Origin of the sequence: Nonomuraea sp. NPDC049152 (genome assembly GCF_040648355.1) — a bacterium.
In the GTDB taxonomy this organism is placed as follows: Bacteria; Actinomycetota; Actinomycetes; order Streptosporangiales; family Streptosporangiaceae; genus Nonomuraea.
On record NZ_JBEZDO010000004.1, the window covers coordinates 58,551 to 73,552 of the forward strand.

General features: G+C 70.2%; 18 protein-coding genes. 15 read left to right on the top strand and 3 right to left on the bottom strand.

Annotated elements, in window-relative coordinates; all coding sequences use genetic code 11:
• Positions 1–158 precede the first annotated feature (158 nt).
• The 7 genes from AB0B45_RS09085 to AB0B45_RS09115 all read left to right on the top strand — a co-directional run bounded on the left by AB0B45_RS09085 (position 159) and on the right by AB0B45_RS09115 (position 5,882).
• Positions 159–683, top strand: coding sequence for a hypothetical protein (locus AB0B45_RS09085; RefSeq protein ID WP_358127659.1), 525 nt, complete (start codon positions 159–161; stop codon positions 681–683).
• A 317-nt stretch (positions 684–1,000) separates the two neighbouring features.
• Positions 1,001–2,359 carry a Pup--protein ligase gene (gene pafA, locus AB0B45_RS09090; RefSeq protein WP_357674121.1) on the top strand — a complete coding sequence of 453 codons (1,359 nt, stop codon included), beginning with the start codon at positions 1,001–1,003 and terminating at the stop codon, positions 2,357–2,359.
• A 122-nt stretch (positions 2,360–2,481) separates the two neighbouring features.
• Positions 2,482–3,384 carry an FKBP-type peptidyl-prolyl cis-trans isomerase gene (locus AB0B45_RS09095; protein ID WP_358127661.1) on the top strand — a complete coding sequence of 301 codons (903 nt, stop codon included), beginning with the start codon at positions 2,482–2,484 and terminating at the stop codon, positions 3,382–3,384.
• A gap of 61 nt (positions 3,385–3,445) precedes the next feature.
• Complete coding sequence (locus AB0B45_RS09100; protein WP_358127663.1) at positions 3,446–4,336, top strand: FKBP-type peptidyl-prolyl cis-trans isomerase; 891 nt, start codon at positions 3,446–3,448, stop codon at positions 4,334–4,336.
• 42 nt (positions 4,337–4,378) lie between these two features.
• Positions 4,379–4,738, top strand: a complete 360-nt coding sequence (locus tag AB0B45_RS09105) for a hypothetical protein (protein WP_358127665.1) — start codon at positions 4,379–4,381, stop codon at positions 4,736–4,738.
• A gap of 9 nt (positions 4,739–4,747) precedes the next feature.
• A complete protein-coding gene (locus AB0B45_RS09110) occupies positions 4,748–5,380 on the top strand; it encodes a helix-turn-helix domain-containing protein (protein ID WP_358127667.1) in 633 nt (210 codons plus the stop codon).
• 13 nt (positions 5,381–5,393) lie between these two features.
• Positions 5,394–5,882, top strand: coding sequence for a DUF3291 domain-containing protein (locus tag AB0B45_RS09115; protein WP_358127669.1), 489 nt, complete (start codon positions 5,394–5,396; stop codon positions 5,880–5,882).
• On the opposite strand, the gene AB0B45_RS09120 is transcribed toward AB0B45_RS09115, so the two are convergent.
• The gene (locus AB0B45_RS09120) at positions 5,819–6,961 is read right to left on the bottom strand and encodes a monooxygenase (RefSeq protein WP_358127671.1); all 1,143 of its coding nucleotides are present in this window, start codon (positions 6,959–6,961) and stop codon (positions 5,819–5,821) included. The two genes, AB0B45_RS09115 and AB0B45_RS09120, sit on opposite strands and share 64 nt — an antisense overlap.
• Before the next feature lie 58 nt (positions 6,962–7,019).
• Positions 7,020–8,078, bottom strand: a complete 1,059-nt coding sequence (locus tag AB0B45_RS09125; RefSeq protein ID WP_358127673.1) for a DUF3866 family protein — start codon at positions 8,076–8,078, stop codon at positions 7,020–7,022.
• A gap of 39 nt (positions 8,079–8,117) precedes the next feature.
• Between AB0B45_RS09125 and AB0B45_RS09130 the strand changes: the two genes are divergently transcribed.
• The 8 genes from AB0B45_RS09130 to AB0B45_RS09165 are packed head-to-tail and all read left to right on the top strand — an operon-like array spanning position 8,118 to position 13,572.
• Positions 8,118–9,065, top strand: a complete 948-nt coding sequence (locus AB0B45_RS09130) for a WYL domain-containing protein (protein WP_358127675.1) — start codon at positions 8,118–8,120, stop codon at positions 9,063–9,065.
• Between the two features lie 58 nt (positions 9,066–9,123).
• Positions 9,124–10,092 (top strand): WYL domain-containing protein, encoded by a 969-nt coding sequence (locus tag AB0B45_RS09135; protein WP_358127678.1) that lies wholly within the window; start codon positions 9,124–9,126, stop codon positions 10,090–10,092.
• Positions 10,089–10,319: a hypothetical protein gene (locus AB0B45_RS09140; RefSeq protein ID WP_358127680.1), complete on the top strand. Its 231-nt coding sequence runs from the start codon at positions 10,089–10,091 to the stop codon at positions 10,317–10,319. Before AB0B45_RS09135 ends, AB0B45_RS09140 begins: the two co-directional genes overlap by 4 nt.
• A gap of 29 nt (positions 10,320–10,348) precedes the next feature.
• On the top strand, positions 10,349–10,666 hold the full coding sequence (tatA, locus tag AB0B45_RS09145) for a Sec-independent protein translocase subunit TatA (RefSeq protein ID WP_358127682.1): 318 nt from the start codon (positions 10,349–10,351) through the stop codon (positions 10,664–10,666).
• A 32-nt stretch (positions 10,667–10,698) separates the two neighbouring features.
• Entirely contained in the window at positions 10,699–11,532 is an 834-nt protein-coding gene (tatC, locus tag AB0B45_RS09150) for a twin-arginine translocase subunit TatC (protein ID WP_358127684.1), read from the top strand.
• 3 nt (positions 11,533–11,535) lie between these two features.
• Complete coding sequence (locus AB0B45_RS09155) at positions 11,536–12,396, top strand: YegS/Rv2252/BmrU family lipid kinase (protein ID WP_358127686.1); 861 nt, start codon at positions 11,536–11,538, stop codon at positions 12,394–12,396.
• A gap of 49 nt (positions 12,397–12,445) precedes the next feature.
• Positions 12,446–13,213 carry an FHA domain-containing protein gene (locus AB0B45_RS09160; RefSeq protein ID WP_358127688.1) on the top strand — a complete coding sequence of 256 codons (768 nt, stop codon included), beginning with the start codon at positions 12,446–12,448 and terminating at the stop codon, positions 13,211–13,213.
• A gap of 2 nt (positions 13,214–13,215) precedes the next feature.
• A complete protein-coding gene (locus AB0B45_RS09165; protein WP_358127690.1) occupies positions 13,216–13,572 on the top strand; it encodes a hypothetical protein in 357 nt (118 codons plus the stop codon).
• A 56-nt stretch (positions 13,573–13,628) separates the two neighbouring features.
• On the opposite strand, the gene AB0B45_RS09170 is transcribed toward AB0B45_RS09165, so the two are convergent.
• Entirely contained in the window at positions 13,629–14,993 is a 1,365-nt protein-coding gene (locus AB0B45_RS09170) for an MFS transporter (protein WP_358127692.1), read from the bottom strand.
• Positions 14,994–15,002 lie beyond the last annotated feature (9 nt).

Sequence of the window (15,002 nt, forward strand, 5' to 3'; positions counted from 1 at the left end):
CGGGGTCACCCGGTGGCCGTCCGTCTTTCACGCGTGCTCCCAGCGGGACTCCGGACGGGCGCCGTCACGTCGCCCGTCAAACCCCCAAACGTACAAATGTGACCGGGATCACACGATCTTCGTAGAACCGTGACCCCAGGTTCGGGATCAAAGCCGGTGTGAAGACGAGAAACCTCGCGGCCGGTGTGGCCGCGGTCGCCTGTTCGCTGGTGACGGTGGGCGGAGCGGCGCAGGCGGCGACCGCCGTCCCGAAGTTCGAGCCGCCGAAGATCTTCGGAACGACCTTCCAGGCCGACCCGGGCCACGACTTCACCAAGGGCATCCATTCCAGGCGCGACGGCATCCTTCGCGGCTGGATCACCGATGTCCAGAGTGACGGCACCGCCGAGTACGAGCCGATCAAGTGGAAGCGCGACAAGTACACCGAGGGCTTCTTCGTCGGTCCGCCGGAGGGCGACGTGATGGCCTATGCCTCGCCGATCGCCAAGAAGGCGGTCTATCTGAGCGCCTTCGGGTGCGGCAAGCGCATGTCGGCCATGACGGTCGATCGCAGGACGGGGCTGGGCAACAAGAGCTGCTCGCGTTCGGTGCTCCTGAAGCGGGTCGAGCAGCACCAGATGCCTTCGCTCATCACGGTCCACAAGGGGCAGATCGTGAAGGTTCAGGAGATCTTCACGCCGTGAGCGTGACGGGACCGTCCGCGGGGGCGGCGGTCCCGCGCGCTGCTTTCACAGTTCTCACGGTTCTTCCTGTGCTCCCGCGCTGCTCTTACGGAGGCGAGCAGCGCCAGGCACGGGGACGTGTCCGAGCTGGGCATTGCCGGTGGAACGGCGTCCGTGTCCGCGTGCCGTACCAGGGGTTTCGGCACCAGGCCCAGCGGTCCCGGCCCGCTGGTGGCCGTCCCTCGCGGGCGCGCCCCGCAGGTGGCTTTCGATTGAAAGAAAATCGAAACACGCGGAGATCTCTCCCGCCGGCGATTTCGGGGAACTAGTGTGAGGTGATGGATCGTCGCATCTTCGGGCTGGAGAACGAGTACGGCGTGACCTGCACGTTCAGGGGGCAGCGCAGGCTGTCGCCGGACGAGGTCGCCCGCTACCTGTTCCGCCGGGTCGTGTCCTGGGGCCGATCGAGCAATGTCTTCCTCCGCAACGGCGCGCGTCTGTACCTCGACGTGGGCAGCCACCCCGAGTACGCAACACCAGAGTGTGACAACGTCATCGAGCTCGTCACCCACGACAAGGCGGGCGAACGGATCCTCGAAGGCCTGCTCGTCGATGCGGAGAAGAGACTGCGCGAAGAGGGCATCGCCGGTGACATCTACCTGTTCAAGAACAACACCGACTCGGCCGGCAACTCCTACGGTTGCCACGAGAACTATCTGGTCGGCAGGCACGGCGAGTTCGGCCGCCTGGCCGACGTGCTGATCCCCTTCCTGGTCACCCGGCAGATCATCTGTGGCGCGGGCAAGGTGCTGCAGACGCCGCGCGGCGCCGTCTACTGCGTCTCGCAGCGGGCCGAGCACATCTGGGAGGGCGTCTCCAGCGCCACCACCAGGTCCAGGCCGATCATCAACACGCGCGACGAGCCGCACGCCGACGCCGAGCGCTTCCGCAGGCTGCACGTCATCGTCGGCGACTCCAACATGAGCGAGTCGACGATGCTGCTGAAGGTGGGCGCGACCGACCTGGTGCTGCGGATGATCGAGGCGGGCACGGTCATGCGCGACCTGTCGCTGGAGAACCCGATCAGGGCCATCCGCGAGGTCTCCCACGACATGACGGGCCGCCGCAGGGTCCGTCTGGCCAACGGCAGGGAGGCCTCCAGCCTGGAGATCCAGCAGGAGTACCTCACCAAGGCCAAGGACTTCGTCGACAGGCGCGGCGGCGACCCCATCGCCCGCAGGGTGCTGGAGCTGTGGGAGCGCACGCTGCACGCGGTCGAGACCGGCAACCTCGACCTCGTCTCCCGCGAGATCGACTGGGTGACGAAGTACCAGCTCATCGAGCGCTACCGCAAGAAGTACGACCTGCCGCTGTCCAGCCCGCGCGTGGCCCAGCTCGACCTGGCCTACCACGACGTGCACCGGCGGCGCGGCCTGTACTACCTGCTGCAGAAGCGCGGCGCGGTCGAGCGGGTGGCCTCCGATCTGAAGATCTTCGAGGCCAAGTCGGTGCCGCCGCAGACCACCAGGGCGAGGCTGCGCGGGGAGTTCATCCGCAAGGCGCAGGAGAAGCGGCGCGACTTCACGGTCGACTGGGTGCACCTCAAGCTGAACGATCAGGCGCAGCGCACCGTGCTGTGCAAGGACCCGTTCCGCAGCGTCGACGAGAGGGTGGACAAGTTGATCGCCGGAATGTAGCGGGGCTTTTGCGGTTTACTTATCGGGCTCGTACACGCTCTTCGGATAGTGTGGCGCGCACCTGTCCGACTTTCTTGGGGAACTCCATGCGCCGCCGCCTGGCCGTACTAGCAGCAGCACCTTTGATCTTCGCCGCAGCCTGCGGCACGCAAACCGGCCAGACCGGCGGCGGCGAAGCCGCCACGAGCCCGAAGGTCACGGGAAACGTGGGCGCCAAGCCCTCGGTGACCTTCCCTCAGGGCAACCCGGCCAGCAAGTCGTCGGTGGAGGTACTCAGCGCGGGCACCGGCGCGAGCGTGGCCAAGGGCGACACGGTGTTCGTGAATCTGTCCGTCTGGAGCTGGGACGGCAAGCTGAACACGCTCGAGGGCTCGACCTACGACACCAAGAAGACCGAGCCGATCACCGTCAACGAGCAGATGCCGAAGGTGATGATCGACGGCTTCGGCAAGACCAAGCTCGGCGGCCGCTTCATGACGGTCGTGGCCAACGACAGCTACACCGCTCAGGAGCTGGCCCAGGCCAAGCAGAACGGCATGGACACCTCCAAGCCGCGGGTGTTCGTCTTCGACCTGATCTCCACGCTGCCGAAGGCGGCCACCGGCAAGGCGACCGACCCGGGCGTCAAGGGCGTGACGGTGACCAGCCCCGGCGGTGACGCGGCTCCGACGCTGACCACGAAGACCTCCGCCAAGCCGCCGGCCGAGCTGATCAACAAGACGGTCATCGAGGGCACCGGGGCCGAGGTGAAGAAGAACCAGTCGGTCGTCGTCCACTACACCGGCAAGCTGTGGGGGACCGACAAGCAGTTCGACTCCAGCTGGGGCAAGGACCCCTTCACCCTGCAGGGTGTCGGCACCGGCCAGGTCATCAAGGGCTGGGACCAGGCGCTGGAGGGCGCCAAGGTCGGCAGCCGCCTGCTGCTGGTGATCCCGCCGAACCTCGGCTACGGCGACGCCCCGTCGGGTGCGATCCCCGCCAAGAGCACGCTGGTGTTCGTGGTCGACGTTCTGGGCGCTTACTGACGCGAAATCTGATAAACCAGTGGCCTGCCCTCAGGCCGCTGGTTCATCAGGGAGGACGTCCGTGCGCCTGCTCCTGCTGCTGGTTCCGCTGGCGCTGCTGACCGCGTGCACGGGCGCGTCGGCCGGTGACGATCTCGACCTGAAGGTGGGCGGCGAGTTCGGCCGCAAGCCGACCATCGTCTTTCCCGCGGGTAAGCCGTCGGCCGACCTGCAGATCGACGAGCTCACCGCGGGCAAGGGGGCCAGGCTGGCCAAGGACGACGTGGCGATCGTGCAGTACACCGCCCACGTGTGGGACGGCAAGGAGAACCGCCTGGTCGACTCCAGCTTCAACCGCGGCACCCCGGCCGCCTTCCCCGTGGGGCAGTTGCTGCCGGGCCTGGACAAGGCGTTGCGGGGTCGTGCGGTGGGCAGCAGGGTGATCGCCTCGATCCCGCCCGCCGAGGGCTTCGGCGCCAACCCGCCGCAGGGCATCAGCCCTGACGACGACCTGTTCTACGTGGTCGACATCCTCGGCTCCCATGCCAGGAACGCGCACGCCTCGGGAGCCGGCGCCCTGGGCGGCGTCAGGGTCAGTGGCTCCGAGCGGCCCAAGCTGTCGATCCCGTCCGGCCCCGCGCCGCGCGCGTTCGCGGCCAAGGTGGTCAAGCGCGGCGACGGGCCGCGGACCGAGGCGGGGCAGCTGCTGGTCACCCAGCACGAGGGCGCGGTGTGGGGCAGCGGCAAGGTCTTCGACTCCACGTGGAAGTCGGGCCAGCCCAAGGCGTTCACGATCGGCGAGGGCAGCGTCATCAAGGGCTGGGACCGGGCGCTGGTGGGCGTGCCGACCGGCAGCAGGGTGCTGATGATCGTCCCTTCCTCCTCGGGGTACGGCGCGACGGGCCACCCGCGGTTCGGCATCACCGGCGCCGACACGCTGGTGTTCGTCGTCGACGTCCTGGCCGCCTACTAGGCCAAGGTTGTGCGCCCCGCCGTGCCGGGATTCGATGTGACGATGATCCGTATCTTCGTGTCCCTGGTGACCGCGACTGTCGTGACTCTTGGCATGGCGCCCGCCGCGCCCGCCGCGGCGGCCCCGCGCACCTTCTGTTCAGGGGTTTCCGATTCGCGCTGCGCCTACGGCGGCGACGTCGGGGCGGCCTGGGCGATGGCCTACGCGACCTCGGCGTCGTCGGCGAAGAAGCTGGCCGCCACGCTGCTGGCGAACGCGAAGGCCGTGCGCAAGGCGGCCGGCGCGCCGGAGGACATCGACATCTGGGTGGTCAAGGGCAGGACCTGCTACCGCAGGTACCTGGGCCATGCGCCCAGCCGCGGGTGCGTCTACCGGCACGTGGTCAGGCACTTCGGCTCGTAGACTCCCGCTGTGAGCGACCTCGAGGCACTGTCCCAGTTGAGCGATCCGGTCCGCCGCAGCCTGTACGCCTATGTCGCGGGCCGCGGCGGCGAGGTGGGGCGCGGCGAGGCCGCGGAGGCGGCGGGGGTGTCGAGGACGCTGGCCGCCCATCACCTGGACAAACTGGTGGAGGCGGGGCTGCTGGAGGCGGGTTTCAGGCCGCAGGAGCGCAAGGGCCCCGGCAGCGGGCGGCCCGCCAAGGTCTACCGGCGGGCGGCGGCGGAGCTGTCGGTGAGCCTGCCGCCACGTGACTACGGTTCGCTCGCCTCGGTGCTGGCCGACGTCGTGGAGTTGCTCGGCGGCGAGGAGCAGGCCGAGCAGGCGGCGCGGGCGGCGGGGCGGCGCATCGCGGCGGGCGGCGGCGACCCGGTCGAGACGATGCGGGCCCGCGGCTACGAACCCTACGTCGAGGAGGGCGTCGTCAGGCAGCGCAACTGCCCCTTTCACGTCCTCGCCCAGGACTACCCGCTGCTGGTCTGCTCGATGAACCTGGCCCTGTGCCAGGGGCTGCTGGAGGGGCTGGGGGAGGATCCGGGCAGGGCGGCGCTCGATCCACGGCCGGGCGAATGCTGCGTCACCCTTTCTAAAAATAACGACGATTGACATAGTGGGCCGTATGTATCTCGCCCAACTGAACGTCGCGCACCTGCGCGCGCCCCTCGACACGCCCGAGCTCGCCGACTTCGTCGCCAACCTCGAACCCATCAACCTGATCTCCGACGCGGCCCCCGGCTTCGTATGGCGGTTGAAGGAGAGCGAGGAGGACCCGACCGCGACCGTCCAGCACGATTACGGCGACCACCTGGTGATCAACTTCTCGGTGTGGGAGTCGCGCGAGACGCTGTGGAACTTCGTCTACAAGAGCAGGCACATGGCGGTGCTCAAGCGCCGCAGGGAGTGGTTCCTGCGCGTGGCCGAGCCGTACACGGTGATGTGGTGGATCCCCGAGGGCACGATCCCGACGCTCGCGGAGGGCATGGACAGGCTCGAACGCCTCAGGGCCGAGGGGCCCGGCCCCGAGGCGTTCACGTTCAAGGACTTCTACGAGGCCACCACGATGCCCAGGCACATCTCGTCCTGGGTGCCCTCGCCCCAGACCACGTAACGCGGCGGCAGGTCGCGCAGCAGCGGCAACTGGGCGCGCAGGGAGGCGTCGTGGGTGCACGTGGTACGGATCGTGTCGCCGGGCTTGACGGTGACCGGCTTGGCCAGCGGCTGCAGCGCCTGGTTGTCGAAGTTGTACTGGGGGACGTCGAGGAGGGTCTGGGCGCCGGGCTTGCCGGGGTTCAGCTCCACCTTGATGGCGCGGCCGAGCAGGTGCATGTGCCCCGCCAGCGCGTGCAGGGTGGCGGGCTTCTCGATCGGCATGTCGCAGTGCTGGGTCGGGCCCGGCGCGGGCTTGCCGCCCGAGCACAAGGTGACCAGCTGTGAGGTGAGCTCCTTGGCGTCGGTGCTGAAGCGGCGGCTCACGTCGGCGATGGCGGCCTCGCGGTCACACAGCGCGCCCTTCTCCTCGGCCGTGCAGGGCAGCTCGATCGGCGCCATGAACAGCACGGTACGCAGCGGCGTCAGCTTGCCCGTGGTCAGGCGCAGCCTGACGCTGGACTGGTCGCTGCCCGCGGGCTGGTCACCGATCGCCAGCGTGCTGTAGTGGACCTGCATGACCAGCGCGCTGCCCGCCGCCATCGGGTAGCCGAGCTTGGGATCGAGCAGGATCTCGCTGGTGCCCGGCGCCCAGTGGCCGATCCAGTCGGCGTCGCCCACGCCCGCGTCGCCGAAGCAGCCCCAGCCCTCGCCCGGCTGCTTGGCGTCGTAGGCGCGCACCTCCGCCACCTTGTCGGCGTCGATCCTGAACAGGATGGCGTGGTGGACGACGTCGCCGTTCTGCGCGGTGAACTGGGTGCCGGTCAGGAAGGTGTCGGGCCCGGTCAGCTTCGGGTCGATGAGGAAGCAGCGGTACTCGTCGGTGCCCCCGTTCGGCGGCTTGGGCGTGTACGGCTCGGGCATCGTCAGCGTGACGAAGCGCTCTCCCGTCCGTGCGGGAGAGCTGACCGGTGCGGCCGTGGTGGTGCCGTGCAGACCCCCGTGCTGCCCGGCGTGCGGCTTGTTCGCGACCCCGCTCGCGCCGCAGGCAGTCGCGACGAGCGCCAGGATCGTGAGGAGCGCGATGCGTGTTCGCTTCATCGCTTCACGATCGCCGACAGGCGGCCCGCCGTCCTCCCTCCACGGGAGGATCTGCCCCCTACCCCAGAAGGGTGACGGCGTGCCGTCCCGCGGCCGCCGAGGCCAGGAAGTAGGCCAGGTCCTCCTCCAGACCGCGCCCCATCGTCGACAGCTTGACCGGCGAGTCCAGCAGCGCCTCGTACAGCCCGTCGACCGGGACCGAGACCAGCTCGTGCCGTACGGCCAGCAGCTCGGCCTGGTCGCGCACCCGCTCGCCGAACTCGCCCGGCAGCTCGGGCACCACCACCTGCGCCTCGGACAGCGCCACCCTGCCGTAGGCGGTCAGCGAGTGGTGCGAGACCCCGATGTGCCGCTCGCGCCTGTCACCCTCGCTGATACGCAGCGCGGCCACCGGCCGCCCGCCCAGCACGGCCGCGGCGTTGACCGCCTCGCCCGCCGACACCCCTGAGAATCCCCAGCGGGTGCCGGTGCCGAGGTTGCCGGGCCCCTGGGTGACGATCGCCACGTCGGCGTTCAGCACGTGCCTGGCGGCCAGCAGCCCCGTGTGGGTGGTGACGGCCTCGACGTCGCCGCCGAAGGACTGGCCGACGGTGACCACGCCCGCCAGCCAGCCCACCTCGCGCAGCTTCGCGCACGCCATCGAGAACCAGGCGGGAAGCGCGCCGCCGTCGAGCATCACGTACGCCACCCGGGGCCGCGGCGACATCCCGCACAGGATGGCGGGCAGCGCCGAGTGCAGATCGGCCACCACGACCGGCATCCCGTCGAGGGAGTCGGCCTCGCGCAGCACCTCGTGGAAGGGGGAGTCCTGCTCGTCCGCGCCGAGCACGGTGGCCTGCAGCGGGGTGTAGCGCGCCTTCACCAGGTGGCCGGGACCTTCAGGATCTTCCGGCAATCTGTTCGGGAGGGCCACCACCATGGCGTAACCTCCCGTACCGAGACCCATCGCGAGTGCGGTCGTGTTGAGCAGCACCTCGTCACCTGGTTCTGGGCGCCCCACCAGGAGGGGATAGGCCAGCGCCCTGCACGTCCCCTCGGGGACGGTGACCTCGAGCTCCACAGCTCCCGGCCACTCGCGCCGGATCCGGACAACCTCGCCCTTGCGCCATCTGATCACGGAGGCAGGGTAGCGTCGAACGAGTGAGGAGAAGGGCAGATGTCGCGCCGTAAGACAGAGCGGTTGCTCAATCTTGTGATCTGCCTGCTCGCGACGCGCCGCCCGCTGTCGGCAGAGCAGATCCGCCACGCCGTGCCCGGCTACGACCGCGACGGCGACGAGGCCTTCCAGCGGATGTTCGAGCGCGACAAGAACGAGCTGCGCGAGATCGGCATCCCCATCGAGGTGCACCGCGACCCGTGGGAGGACGAGCCGGGCTACCGGATCCAGCGCGAGGCCTACGAGCTGCCGGAGATCACGCTGGAGCCCGACGAGGCCGCGGTGCTCGGCCTGGCGGCGCAGGTGTGGCAGCGGGCCAGCCTCGCCGAGGCGGCCAGCGGCGCGCTGCTGAAGCTGCGCGCGGGCGGCGTGGCCACCGACGCGGGCCCCGGTGAGGCGCTGGAGCTGCGCGTCGACACCCGCGACCCGTCCTTCCCCCCGCTGTGGGAGGCGGTGCGCGACAGGCGGGTCGTCCGCTTCGACTACCGGCCGGCGGCGGGCGAGTCGGTGCGCACGCGCACGGTCGAGCCGTGGGGCGTCATCAGCAGGCGCGGCAGATGGTACGTCGCCGGCTTCGACCGCGACAGGCAGGCGCCGCGGGTGTTCCGGCTCAGCCGCATCTCCGGCCAGGTGGCCGCGGTGGGCAGGCCGGGCGCGGTCGAGGTGCCCGAGGGGGTGGACCTGCGCTCGATGGTCGGCTTCCCCGAGGAGGCGATGGAGGAGCGCACCGCCGTCCTCAAGGTACGGCAGGGCGCGTGCGAGGGCCTGCGCCAGGTCGCCCGCTCGGTGCGGGAGGGCGAGGACGGGTGGGACATGGTGGAGCTGGTCTTCGCCGACCCCGAACGGCTGGCCGGCTGGATCGCCAGCCTGGGCGCCGGCGTGGTGGTGCTGGGCCCGCCCGACGCCAGGGAGGCCGTGATCGCGCGACTGAAGGGGGCGCTGGCATGAGCGAGCATCGCGAGCCGACTGCCGGACACGGCTTCGAGGAGCCGGCGAGGGAGAAGTCATGAGTTCCACGGCGGACAGGCTGCCCAGGTTGCTGGCGCTGGTGCCGTACCTGATGTCGCACCCCGGGGCGCAGGTGGACGAGGTGGCGGAGGTCTTCGGGCTGAGCGAGAAGCAGCTCATCGACGACCTGCAGCTGGTGTGGATGTGCGGTCTGCCCGGCCACACCCCCGGTGACCTCATCGACGTCTCCTGGGACGGCGGCGAGATCATCATCGACAACGCCGAGACCATCGCCCGCCCGCTGCGCCTGGGCATCGACGAGGCCAGCGCGCTGCTGGTGGCGCTGCGGATGTTGTCGGCCACGCCGGAGCTGGCCGAGTTCGCGCACGGCGACGCGCTGCCGCGCGTGATGGCCAAGCTGGAGCAGGCGGCCGGCGAGGGCGCGGCGGCCGTCAGCAGCCAGTTCGCGGTGGACGTGGAGTCGGCGCCCGACGCCGCCGCCAGGGTGCGTGAGGCGCTCGTCGGCGGGCGCAGGCTGTCGCTGCGCTACTACGTGCCGGGACGCGACGAGGTGACCCCGCGCGAGGTCGACCCGACCAGGCTCGTGGTGGCCGACGGCCGCACCTACCTGGAGGGCTGGTGCTACAGGGCCGAGGCGATGCGGCTGTTCAGGCTCGACCGCATGCTGACCGTCGAGGTGCTCGACGTCCCCGCCGACCCGCCCGCCGACGCCGAGCCGATCGACGTCACCCAGGGCGTGTTCAGGCCGTCGCCCACCGACGAGCTCGTCGTCCTCGAGGTGACGGCGGCGGGCAGGTGGGTGGCCGAGTACTACCCGTACGAGCGGGCCGAGGAGCTCGGGGAGGGGCGGCTGCGGGTCACGCTGCGCGCCCGCGACGAGGACTGGACGCTCAAGCTCGCGCTTCGCCTGGGCGACACCGGCAGGATCGTCTCGCCCGAGGCGATGGCCGTCAGGGTGCAGCAGGAGGCCGAGCGGGCGCTGTCGCTGTACGCTCAGGCGTCATGACCTTGATGGCCTGGATCTACGTGGCGGTCGCCGCCGGCGTGGCGGGCCTGGCCGTGCTGGGGTTCGTGGCCGTGCGTGTGCTGGTCGCCGCGAAGGAGCTGAGCGCGGAGATCCGGAGGGCAAGTGCCCAGCTCACGGCCGGTGGGATAACATTGCGTGCCCAAAAGGGGGCGAACGAGAGCTCAGGGGATGAGTCTGGGCTCCCGGCAGCGTACGATCGTCGGTGAGATTGCACCTCGCTCAATAAGGATGTTTCATGGGAAATCTCGGAGTGCCCGAGCTTCTGATCATCGCCGGCGTGCTGGTCCTGCTGTTCGGGGCGAAGAAGCTGCCGGAGATGGCCCGAGGCGTGGGCAAGTCGTTGCGTATCTTCAAGGCCGAGACCAACAAGCTGCGCGAGGAGGACGACGACGCCCCGCAGACGACCGTGCAGGCGCAGGCTCAGCCGCAGGCTCAGCCCGTCCAGCCGCTGCCGGCCGCCGCACCGGTCCTCTCGCCCGAGGAGCAGGCCCGCCAGCTCGAGGAGCAGGCCGCCAAGCTGCGGGCGCAGGCCGCCACCAACAAGAACGCCTGAATTCACCCCCTCACCTCACCAGGGACCGCTGAATGGCGCTGCTCAAACGGCCGAACAAGGCCGCCGTCGACGATGAGGGGCGCATGCCTCTCATGGAGCACCTGCGCGAGCTGCGCAACAGGCTCGTCTACGCGCTCCTCGCGTTGATCGTCGGTATCGTTATCGGGTTCCTCCTCTTCAACCCGGTATGGGACTTCCTCAAGGAACCCTTCTGCGAGAACGCAGCGGCCCACCAACTGCGCCCTGGACAGTGCACCCTGGTCACCGGCGGAATCTTCCAGCCTTTCTTCACCACGCTGAAGGTGTCGGCGATGGTGGGCATCCTGGTGTCCTCGCCGGTGTGGCTCTACCAGATCTGGGCCTTCGTCACCCCCGCGCTCTACCGTAACGAGAAGCGCTACAGCGTGGCCTTCATGGCGATCGCGATCCCGCTGTTCCTCGGCGGCGCCGCGCTGGCCTACATCATCATGGACACCAGCCTGGCGATCCTGCTGGGCTTCACCCCGGCCGACACCGTCCCGGCCATCCAGATCGACGAGTACCTCGACTACGTCCTGATCATGCTGGTGATCTTCGGGGTGTCGTTCGAGCTGCCGCTGCTGCTGGTCTTCCTCAACATCATCGGGGTGCTGTCGTACGCGACGGTCAAGAGGCACCGCCGTACGGTCGTGTTCTGCATGTTCGTCTTCGGCGCCGTCATCACCCCCGGTGGCGACCCGCTGACGATGATGGCGCTGGCCGCGCCGATGGTGGTCCTCTACTTCATGGCCGAGGGCTTCATCTTCCTGAGGGAGCGGCGCATGCCGCGGGATCCCGACGAGCTGCTGTCCGACGACGAGGCAGCCCCGCTCAACCTGGACGACTGACGGGTGGATCTGGCCCTCTTAGTCAACCCCTCCGCCCGGGGCGGCAGGACGCTGCGCCTGCTCGAACCGATCGTGCGCAGGCTGCGCACGGGCGGCGCCGACGTGAGCGTGATCGTGGGCGACGGCCCGGCCGACGCCCTGGAGCGAGCCTGTACGGCGGTCGCCGAGCGCCCTGACGCGCTGGTCGCCTTCGGCGGCGACGGCCTGGTCCACCTGGCGGTGCAGGCGGTGGCCGGCTCCGAGGTGCCGCTGGGCATCGTCCCCGCGGGCACCGGCAACGACTTCGCCGCCGCGCTCGGCCTCACCGGCCGTGACCCGGTCAGGGCGATCCTGCGCGGCAGGACCCGCGTGGTCGACGCGGCCCGCATCGGACCCGACGAGTGGTTCGCCAGCGTGGTGTGCTGCGGCTTCGACTCCAGGGTCAACGAGCGGGCCAACGCGCTCACCTGGCCGCCCGGCATGGCCAAGTACCTGGTCGCGGCCGCGGGCGAGCTGCGCTCCTTCCGCCCCATCCCCTTCAGGCTCACCGTCGACGGCGAGGTGATCGAGCAGGAGGCGATGCTGGTGGCCGTCGGCAACACCACCTCCTACGGCGCGGGCATGCGCATCTGCCCCACCGCCGAGCCCGACGACGGCCTGCTCGACGTCACCATCCTCGGGGCCGTCGGCAAGGGCGCGTTCGTCCGCGCCTTCGCCGGCGTCTATCGCGGCGCCCACGCCGGCCATCCCGCCGTCACCATGCTGAAGGCGCGAAGCGTCACGCTGGAGGCGCCCGACGTGGTCGCCTACGCCGACGGCGAGCGCGTCGGCCCGCTGCCGCTCACCTGCACGGTCTCGCCGGGAGCGCTGCGCGTCCTGATCTGAGTAGTGGCCTACTCAGGCGCCGCCCCGCCAGGCGGTTCACCATGGACGCATGCCTCGCCTGATCGTCATCCACCCTCCGGCGCTGGAGGGGACCGTGCTGCTCGTGGGGGAGCGGCGGCAGGTGATCGGCCGCGGTTCCGCGGCCGACCTGCGGCTGGACGACCCGCATCTGAGTGCCGTGCACGCCGCCGTCGTTCCCGCGGGCGGCGGCGTGACGATCGAGGACCTCGGCTCCCGCAACGGCACGGTGGTGGGGCAGGAGCGGGTGTCTCGACCTCGGCGGCTGAGGGACGGCGACGTCGTCAGGCTCGGCACCGTCCACGCCCGCTTCGAGGACGACGGCGGCGGCGGGCGCGGCCACACCGAGGCGATGCCGGCGGCGGTCAGCTATCACGTGGGCAGGCAGGAGGCGGGCCAGCTCAACAACGTGGCGGGCAACCAGTACAACCACTACGTCCACCAGCGTGACAGTTTCCTGCGCCAGGTGGCCGCCTACCGCAGCAAGGCCAGGAGCGTGTTCTGGCTCGGCATCCTGCTGATGTTCGGGGGCGGGGCAGGCTACGCGGCGGTGATCATCAAGGGGATGGGTGACATCCAGAGCTCCTTCGCCAGCGGGCGCATGCCCGAGGACTTCCCCTTCGGGCCCGACGTGGGGCTCGGTGTGCCGATCGGGCTCATCGCCTTCGCGGTCGGGTTCGTGGGCAACATCCTGTTCTGGGTGGGGCTGATCATGCAGATCGTCGCCGCGGCGCGGGCGCGCAGGGTGGACGTGGATCCCAGACACTCGTGGAACTCGCCCGCCGTAGGGAGGAGATAGCAGTGGTCTTCAACATCGGTTCGCAGCAGGGCAACATCAACAACGTCGCGGGGGACCAGACCATCTACGGCGGGCAGCAGGCCTTCGTCGCCGGCCGGCCGACCGACTGGGCGGCGCGGCTGGCCGAGGCGCTGCGTGGCGAAGGGCTACGGCAGGAGGCGGCGCAGGCCGAGGCCGTGCAGGCGGAGCTGGCGCGGCCCGAGCCCGACCGGCAGGCGATCGCGGGCAGGCTGACGACGATCGCGCAGGCGGTCGGCGCCGTCGCGGGCGCGGGCACGGCCTTGCGCGAGCCGCTGGCGGCGCTGGCCAACTGGCTGGGGACCATGGGAGCGCCGATCCTGCGGCTGATCGGCCTTTGATCTACATTGTAAAGGCGTTGAGTCCGGGTGCCCGCCGCCGCGACGGACACCCGGACTCAGCGCCGTGCGTCGACGGGCTCGGCCTGCCGCCCGGTCCTGAGGAGGGCGGTCAGTGCCAGGGCCAGCGCCATGACGCCCGCCCCTGACAGGAACACCACGTCGATGCCCGCGATGAGCGAGTCGGCCGCCGCCACCCTGGTCAGGATCACGCCGAAGATCGCGGAGCCGAAGGCCGAGCCCAGGATCTGGGCGAAGCGGATGGCGGTGGTGGCCACACCGAGCTCGGAGGCGGGCACGGCGTTCTGGACCAGGAAGATGACGATGCCGAGGATCTGGCCGAGGCCCAGGCCGAACAGCAGCAGGTCGAGGCCGAGCGTCCAGGGGGAGGTGTCGACGGCGAGCTGCCCGAGCAGGACCATCGCGGCGGTGACCATGGCGGTGCCGGCCAGCAGGAACGGTTTGCTGGAGCGGCCCCTGCCGATCACCAGCCCCGACACCACGCCGGAGACGACCATGCCCGCCGCCATAGGCAGCAGGTACAGGCCCGAGCTCGCCGCGTCGACTCCGGCGACGGCCTGCAGGTAGACGATCGTGTAGAACAGGCCGCCCGTCATGCCGAGGCCCGTCAGCAGTTGCAGGGGCAGGGCGACGCGCAGGACGGGGTCGCGGAACATCGACATCGGGAGGATCGGCTCGGGGGCGGTGGCCTGGCGCCACAGGAAGGCCGCCAGCAGCGCCACGTCGACGACGATCAGGTCGGTCAGGTCGTGCTCGACGATCAGCAGGAACAGGCTGGCGGTGGCGGCGACCAGGGCGGCGCCGAGGTAGTCGATGCGGCGGTGCCGCCCCCCGTCGCCGAGGTCGAGCGAGATCGCGGCGCTGACCAGTACCAGCAGGCCGAAGGGCAGGTTGATCAGGAAGATCCACCGCCAGCTGACCTGGTCGGTGAAGACGCCGCCGAGCAGTGGCCCTGCGACCAGGCCGAGCCCGGCGAGCAGGCCGCCCGCGCCGCCGCCCGCCGTGGCGCGCTGTCCTGGAGGGGTCAGGTGGGCGACGACGACGAGGGTGACGCTCATCAGACCGCCGCCGCCCAGGCCCTGGATCGCGCGGGAGGCGATGAGCTGCGGCATGTCCTGGGCGAGCCCGCACAGGGCCGAGCCGAGCAGGAACAGGGCGATGGCGGCGAGGTAGACGCGCTTGGCGCCGTAGACGTCGCACAGCTTGCCGTACAGGGGCAGGGCGGCCGTGGCGGCCAGGGCGTAGGAGGTGACCAGCCACGGCAGGCGTTCGAGGCCGTGTGCGGGCTCGAGATCGGAGACGATCGCCCACGAGGCGGTGGAGACGATGTTCTGGTCGAGGACGGCCATGATGAGCGTGATCAGTACGCCCACCATGGCCCAGCCCTTCCGTGCTTCTGACATGAATATAGA

Excerpts from the sequence above, each read along its gene's own strand:
- pafA (WP_357674121.1), top strand. The coding sequence starts at position 1,001 with ATGGATCGTCGCATCTTCGGGCTGGAGAACGAGTACGGCGTGACCTGC.
- AB0B45_RS09105 (WP_358127665.1), top strand. The coding sequence starts at position 4,379 with ATGATCCGTATCTTCGTGTCCCTGGTGACCGCGACTGTCGTGACTCTT.
- AB0B45_RS09115 (WP_358127669.1), top strand. The coding sequence starts at position 5,394 with ATGTATCTCGCCCAACTGAACGTCGCGCACCTGCGCGCGCCCCTCGAC.
- AB0B45_RS09120 (WP_358127671.1), bottom strand. The coding sequence starts at position 6,961 with ATGAAGCGAACACGCATCGCGCTCCTCACGATCCTGGCGCTCGTCGCG.
- AB0B45_RS09130 (WP_358127675.1), top strand. The coding sequence starts at position 8,118 with ATGTCGCGCCGTAAGACAGAGCGGTTGCTCAATCTTGTGATCTGCCTG.
- AB0B45_RS09135 (WP_358127678.1), top strand. The coding sequence starts at position 9,124 with ATGAGTTCCACGGCGGACAGGCTGCCCAGGTTGCTGGCGCTGGTGCCG.
- AB0B45_RS09140 (WP_358127680.1), top strand. The coding sequence starts at position 10,089 with ATGACCTTGATGGCCTGGATCTACGTGGCGGTCGCCGCCGGCGTGGCG.
- tatA (WP_358127682.1), top strand. The coding sequence starts at position 10,349 with ATGGGAAATCTCGGAGTGCCCGAGCTTCTGATCATCGCCGGCGTGCTG.
- tatC (WP_358127684.1), top strand. The coding sequence starts at position 10,699 with ATGGCGCTGCTCAAACGGCCGAACAAGGCCGCCGTCGACGATGAGGGG.
- AB0B45_RS09160 (WP_358127688.1), top strand. The coding sequence starts at position 12,446 with ATGCCTCGCCTGATCGTCATCCACCCTCCGGCGCTGGAGGGGACCGTG.
- AB0B45_RS09170 (WP_358127692.1), bottom strand. The coding sequence starts at position 14,993 with ATGTCAGAAGCACGGAAGGGCTGGGCCATGGTGGGCGTACTGATCACG.